Origin of the sequence: Kitasatospora sp. NPDC047058 (genome assembly GCF_040643935.1) — a bacterium.
In the GTDB taxonomy this organism is placed as follows: Bacteria; Actinomycetota; Actinomycetes; order Streptomycetales; family Streptomycetaceae; genus Kitasatospora.
This window is the reverse complement of the sequence record NZ_JBEYVJ010000391.1, coordinates 1-6,115: the sequence shown is the minus strand read 5'-3', so window position 1 is coordinate 6,115 and position 6,115 is coordinate 1. Positions and strand designations below refer to the sequence as shown.

General features: G+C 73.8%; 6 protein-coding genes and 1 pseudogene. 3 read left to right on the top strand and 4 right to left on the bottom strand.

The features are described 5' to 3' along the window. Window positions 1-256: hypothetical protein (locus ABZ885_RS33700; RefSeq protein ID WP_360197271.1), on the top strand; the 256-nt coding region annotated here is incomplete at its 5' end. Here ABZ885_RS33700 and ABZ885_RS33695 read toward each other — a convergent pair. After that, window positions 240-1,442 carry an alpha/beta hydrolase-fold protein gene (locus tag ABZ885_RS33695; protein ID WP_360197268.1) on the bottom strand — a complete coding sequence of 401 codons (1,203 nt, stop codon included), beginning with the start codon at window positions 1,440-1,442 and terminating at the stop codon, window positions 240-242. The two genes, ABZ885_RS33700 and ABZ885_RS33695, sit on opposite strands and share 17 nt — an antisense overlap. A 370-nt stretch (window positions 1,443-1,812) precedes the next feature. Between ABZ885_RS33695 and ABZ885_RS33690 the strand changes: the two genes are divergently transcribed. After that, window positions 1,813-3,288 (top strand): hypothetical protein, encoded by a 1,476-nt coding sequence (locus tag ABZ885_RS33690; protein WP_360197266.1) that lies wholly within the window; start codon window positions 1,813-1,815, stop codon window positions 3,286-3,288. An 81-nt stretch (window positions 3,289-3,369) separates the two neighbouring features. On the opposite strand, the gene ABZ885_RS33685 is transcribed toward ABZ885_RS33690, so the two are convergent. Next, the gene (locus tag ABZ885_RS33685) at window positions 3,370-3,888 is read right to left on the bottom strand and encodes a GNAT family protein (RefSeq protein WP_360197263.1); all 519 of its coding nucleotides are present in this window, start codon (window positions 3,886-3,888) and stop codon (window positions 3,370-3,372) included. An 81-nt stretch (window positions 3,889-3,969) separates the two neighbouring features. On the opposite strand from ABZ885_RS33685, the gene ABZ885_RS33680 reads away from it, so the two are divergent. Beyond that, the gene (locus tag ABZ885_RS33680; protein WP_360197260.1) at window positions 3,970-5,070 is read left to right on the top strand and encodes a hypothetical protein; all 1,101 of its coding nucleotides are present in this window, start codon (window positions 3,970-3,972) and stop codon (window positions 5,068-5,070) included. Between the two features lie 140 nt (window positions 5,071-5,210). Here the strand turns inward: ABZ885_RS33680 and ABZ885_RS33675 are convergent, their stop codons facing one another. Together ABZ885_RS33675 and ABZ885_RS33670 are read right to left on the bottom strand one after the other, a co-directional pair. Beyond that, window positions 5,211-5,792: a hypothetical protein gene (locus ABZ885_RS33675; protein ID WP_360197257.1), complete on the bottom strand. Its 582-nt coding sequence runs from the start codon at window positions 5,790-5,792 to the stop codon at window positions 5,211-5,213. Beyond that, window positions 5,750-6,115 (bottom strand): annotated as a pseudogene (locus ABZ885_RS33670) (hypothetical protein); the annotation flags it as partial. The gene ABZ885_RS33675 and the pseudogene ABZ885_RS33670, both read right to left, overlap by 43 nt.

Genomic DNA, 6,115 nt, shown 5'->3' with positions numbered 1-6,115 from the left:
GTCGTCGTTGCCCAGCGAACCGAAGTTCCCGTGCCCGTCGATCAGCGGCAGCCGCATCGAGATGGCCGTCCCCGCCGCCGCGGCCGGTGCCGACCCTGCCGCCGCGGCCGACCGCCTGCCCGCCCTGGCAGGCGGTCACGTGGAACGGCTGCGCCCCGCTGGGGCCGGTGATCACGATCGCCCCGACGCCCATCGCCCCGGGGCCGCCGTTCACCCCCACCGGGGAGCCGCGCTGACCGCTACCGGGGCGGGATGATCCCGGTCAGCCACTTGAAGGTCGGGACGACCAGCGGCTTCCACGTCGACGTCAGGTGCGCACCGGTGGTCTCGACCGGGGTGACGGTGGTCGGGCTCTTCGCCGCCTGCTGGAGGGCGGTCGCGTCCTCCAGGCCGTCGCCGCGCTTGCCGGTCACGTAGAGCGCGACGTTCGGCGGCGTCGGGGCGTGGGTCAGGATGTAGAGCGGGTTGGAGGTCTCGCGCAGCTTCGGGTCCTTGGCGGTCAGCGAGGACGGCTCGCCGGCCGGGTTGTTGTAGCCGGACATGCTGATCGCGGCCCGGTACCGGTTCGGGTGGGCGAGCGCGAGGCGCGCGGCGCAGTGGGCGCCGGCCGAGTAGCCGGACAGGGCCCAGCGGTCCGGGGTGGTGTCGGCCCGGAAGTTGTCCACGATCATCTGCGGGACGTCCCGCGACAGCCAGGTCTCGGCGTTGACCTTGCCCGGGACGTCGGCGCACCCGGTGTCGGTGCCGCCGAGGAGGGTGACGCGCGGCGAGACCAGGATGAACGGCGTCACCTGGCCGGACCTCATCAGCGGTTCGAGCTGCTTGGTCGCGTCCATGGTCTCGCCGAACCAGGCGCTGGAGGCCCCGGGGTAGCCGACCAGCAGCTCGACCACCGGGAAGGTCTTGTCCTTGTACGCCGGGTCGTCGTACTGCGGCGGCGTCCAGACCAGGACCTCACCGTCGACGCCGGAGAGCCTGCCCTTGAGGTCGGCCTGCTTCACGCTCCTGGGCACGGCGTCCGAGGACGGTGCGTGGAACTCCTGCGGCACCTTGGGCGCGGGGGTGCCGGACGGTCCGGTGGCGGCCGCGGCGGAGGAGGCGGCGGCCTGGTCGCCGGCCAGGCCCTCGTCCTTCGGGGGCACGGGCACGGCCCGGACGTGGTTCGAGGTGCCCAGCAGGTCGCCCCAGGTGCCGTAGAGCTGGTTCTCGTTGTTGACGATGACGAAGACCATGGCCACGGCGGTGAACTGGCAGAGCAGCACGGTGCCGAGGTACGAGAGCACGCGCAGCGGCGCGCGCCGCTGTTCCGTGGTCCGCGTCCGCCCGGGGAAGGCCCAGCGGCCGCCGCCGCGCACCCCCAGCCACTGCGCCATGGCCAGCGCGATGGAGGCCACGAACAGGAGGATGGTGAGGATGAGGAAGGGAGTGCCTGTCAGATTCATTGCGCTGGGTGCCCGGATTCCTGTGCCGCCCGGGCCCGTGTGCCCGGTGACATGGGAGACAGCGGGGAACTGCCGTTCGGTTGCCTCTTCCTGAGAGTTCCCTGGGAGCCTGCCCGATCCCGCGGCGGGGCACCGGGTGGTCCCACGGCCGGGCGCTCCGGGCTGGTGCGCTGGTCCCGGGACGTGTACAGGACCACGGCCTCATGCCCTCGTCCGCGCGAATTCCTACCGTGGGTGCACGAGTTGAGCACCGGTCGGCAAAACCGGCCGGTGCTCGACGCGAGCCGGGCCGTCACCGACGGCCCGGCCCCCACGTGCCGGGGCGCTCCCCGGCCCGTGTTCCACGGCAGCGGACACTGGAGGATCCCAGATGGGTTGGAACCGATTCACGCTCGCGTCGGCCGGCAGCGCGGACCAGTCGAGCCGGGTCGCCGCGGTCTCCCGGATCCCGGGCAGCATGGAGGTGTGGTGGGTCGCCTCCAACGGCTCGGTCCAGGGGGCGTACTGGTACGAGGGGTCGCCGTGGAAGCGCTACGAGCTGGCGCCCGCCGGCAGCGCCTCCGTGAACGGCGGCATCGCGGCGGTGTCGCGCATCCCCGGCAGCATGGAGGTCTGGTTCATCGGGGCGAACGGCTCCGTCCAGGACCGGTTCTGGTACGAGGGCGACAACTGGCAGGGCTTCGAGCTCGCGCCCCCCGGCAGCGCCGCGACCACCGGCGGCGTCGCCGCCGTCTCGCGCATCCCGAACAGCATGGAGGTGTGGTTCACCGGCGCCAACGGCTCGGTCCAGGACCGGTTCTGGTACGAGGGCGGCAACTGGCAGGGCTTCGAACTCTCCGGCCCCGGCAGCGCCTCCACGATGGGCGGGATCGCGGCCGTCTCCCGCGTCCCGAACAGCATGGAGCTCTGGTACGTCGGGGCGAACGGCTCGGTGCAGGACCGCTACTGGTACGAGGGCGGCAACTGGCAGGGCTTCGAACTCTCCGGCCCCGGCAGCGCCTCCGTCACCGGCGGCGTCGCGGCGGTGTCCCGCGTCCCGAACAGCATGGAGATGTGGTACGTCGGGGCCAACGGCTCCGTCCAGGACCGCTACTGGTACGAGGGCGGCAACTGGCAGGGCTTCGAACTCTCCGGCCCCGGCAGTGCCTCCACCCACAGCGGCATCACCGCGGTCTCCCGGATCCCGGGCAGCATGGAGCTCTGGTTCGTCGGCGGGAACGGGTCGGTGCAGGACCGCTACTGGTACGAGGGCAACACCTGGCAGGGCTTCGAACTCGCCCCGGCCGGCACCGCCTCCGTCACCAGCGGCCTCGCCGCCGTCTCCCGCATCCCCGCCAGCATGGAGCTCTGGTTCACCGGCGGGGACGCCTCGGTCCAGGACCAGTTCTGGTACGACACGTCGAGCAAGAACTTCGACCAGGACGTCACCACCGACATCGCCATCGGCGGTTCGGCCCACGTCGTGATGCGGCAGGACGGCTTCTTCTCGTTCAGCACGCACGCCCACGACAGCGGGTTCGACAACATCGACTACACGATCACCGCCGCGGTGATGACGCCGGACGGGACGGTGTTCACCTTCCAGCACTCCGGCCACACCGAGGGAACCATCGCCGGCCTGCCCTTCGGCACCCCCGACCGCAACGACGACTTCACCTTCGTCGGCAACAACCCGCAGATCACCGCCAAGTGGGACGGCATCCTCAACGGCACCTTCAAGGCCACCCTGGACGCCACGGACACCCTCGCCGCCGGCGTCACCGGTGCCCTCGGCGACCTCGTGAAGGAGATCCTCTCCGCGGCGGGCAAGGCCGCGGCCAGCGCCGTCGTCAAGCTCGTCTTCTGACCCCCGCCCGACCGCGGACACCACGGCCCGGCCCGGTTCCCCTCCAGGAGCCGGGCCGGGCCGTGCTGCACCGGCGCGCCGTCACTCCTCGACGAGCTCGTCCGCCAGGAGGTCCATCAGCAGGTTGTCGTGCCACGTGCCGTCCGCGCCGCGCTCGTACCGGCGCATCGTGCCCACCGGGCGGAATCCGACCTTCTCGTAGCAGCGGATCGCCGCCGCGTTGTCGGCGGCCGGGTCGATGATCAGCCGGTGGTAGTGGTGGTGGCCGACGAGGTGGCGGGCGAGGGTGCGGACGGCGTCGGTGCCGAGGCCGCGGCCGTGGTGGGCCGGGTCGAGGTAGATGTCCATGCCCGCGTGGCGGTACTCGTCGTCGTTGTTGGCGTACCACTGGACGGCACCGGCCACCTGCCCGCCCACCGTGATCACGAAGGTCTCGGTGTCCGGCTCCTTGAGGTCGCCGGCCACGGCGTCGGCGAGGTCGTCACCGCCCCGCCAGCGGGCGTACACCTCGGGCGTCGAGCGGATCGCCACGAGCGCCGGAACGTCGTCGTCGGTGGCCGGCCGGAGGGTCACGTGGGTGCCGTGCAGGATCGTCCCCATACCGGGCATGCTGGCACGGAAGGGGCCGTCCGGCGACCCTTTTTCCGCGTTGCACGCGCGCCCTCCGAACCGGGAGGATCCATGGCTGTGGATCTTCTGTTCGAGATGCTGGTCATCGCGCTCGTCTACGTCGTGCTGCACGACCAGCCCTTCCGGTACCTCGCCGAGCGGTGGGCGCGGACCAGGTTCGACGCCGCCGCGTACGGCCTCGTTCCGCGCGAGCGGCTCGACCCCGGCCGGGCCGGACCGCCGGTGTCCGAGGAGGAGCGCCGGCGCTGCCAGGCGATCGCCGACGCCGCGTGGACCGGGGACTGGGGCCGGGCCGCCGGGTACGCGGCGGCGGCCGGGCAGGACTGGGACGAGCGCTGGTCCCGGCTGGAGCTGCTGGCCCACGTCGCGGACACGGACGACGCCTGGCTGACGAACTGGCGGACGGCCGACCCGAACAACTGCGACGCGGCCACGGTGGACGCCCTGGTACTGGTGCGCCGCGCCTGGGCGGTCCGGGGTTCCGGCTACGCCCACGAGGTGCCGCCCCGGAACATGGCACGGTTCCGGGAGCTGCTGCCGGCCGCGATCGAGGCGGCCAGGCGGGCGGCCCTGCTGTCCGCCGAGGACCCGGGCCCGTGGGTGGTCATGGTGATGGCGGCGCGCGGGGCCCAGTACCCGCCCGACCGGTTCGCGCCGCTGTGGGCCGGGCTGGTCCAGCGCGCTCCGCACCACTACGCCGGACACTGGCAGGGCCTGCAGTACTGGTGCGCCAAGTGGGCCGGCTCGGACCGGCAGATGCTGGCGTTCGCCGAGCGGGCCGTGGACGGCGCGCCCGCGGGAAGCCCGCTGCCCGGGATCTACCTGCACGCGATCCACGAACTGGCGCTGCGCAGGGCGGCCGGCCGACTCCTGGCCGGCGCCACGGCGAAGCGTCGGCTACGGGCGGTCGCGGCCGCCCTGTCGACCGTGCCGGCGGACGACCCGCACCTGCCCGCGCTGCGGCACCTCCTCGCGACGTACCTCGTCCAGGCGGGCCTGTACGCGCCGGCGGTGGACCAGTTCCGGCTGATCGGCCCGTGGTGCGGCGCGCATCCGTGGACGGGCGACGGTGATCCGGTGACGGCGTTCGACCTCGCGCGCGGGATCGCGGTGAGGCGGTCGAAGACCCGGCCGGTCCCGCCGCAGCTGTGACGGCCGCTTTCCGGACGCCACCGGTGCGCCCGGCGAACGGTGAGCGGCGCCAAGGGAGTTGCCCGGCCGGGACCGCCTCGCAACCCCGCCCCCGGCGGGCGGCCCGGCGCACCCCGGACCGCCCCGGCCGCAGGCTGACGTCACCCGCCGGCGATCAGGCACGCCCTGGTGCGGCGGGCCCGCAGTGCGGCGGCGCCGGCGGCGGTCGCCAGCATGGTGAGGCCGGTGCCGGCCAGGACGAGCGGCGGCCCCAGTGCGGTGGTCAGGGGGCCGCCGAGGGCCGCGCCGGCCGGGGAAGCGGCCAGGAGGACGGCCGACCGGAAGGCGAGGACGGCGGTCAGCGCGGCGGGCGGGGTGAGGTTCTGGAACAGGTGGAAGGCCAGGGCGTTGTACGGGCCGTAGACCACCCCGGCCAGGGCGAAGCCGGCCAGGGAGACGGCCGCGGGGGCGTGGAACCCGAAGGGCAGCATCGCCAGCCCGTGACCGGCCACGATGCCGAGCAGCACCGGCCACAGCGGGAGCCGACGCAGGGCGCCGGCGAACAGCGCGCCGGCCACGGCGCCGGTACCGAAGGCCGCCCAGTAGAGGCCGAGCAGTCCCGGACCGGCGTGCAGCTCCTGCCCGACGAACAGCGGCAGCGCGACCTCGACGGGGCCGTAGAACAGGTTGAACAGCCAGGTCACGGCGAGCAGCCCGAGCAGCTCGGGCCGGGCCCGCAGCACCCGCAGGCCCTCGCCCGACCGGGCGCCGGCTGCGGGGCTTGGAGGGCGAGCACCCGGCGGACGTCGGCCTCCTCCAGCAGGGTCAGCGTGGCGCCCTCCTCGTGGGCCGCCGCGATGAGCTCGGCGACCAGCGCCTCGGGGACGTCCCGGTTGGTGAACGGCTGACGGCTGGAGTGGCGTGCGGCGATGGCCGGGTAGAGGTCCCTGCCGAAGGGCTGCGGCGAGCGCGCCGGTGCGGACAGGTCGAGCACGGCGCACGGCCGCCCGCGGGCACCGGCCGGCAGCAGCCGGACGGCGGCCTCGCGGCCGAGCCGGGCGGCGGC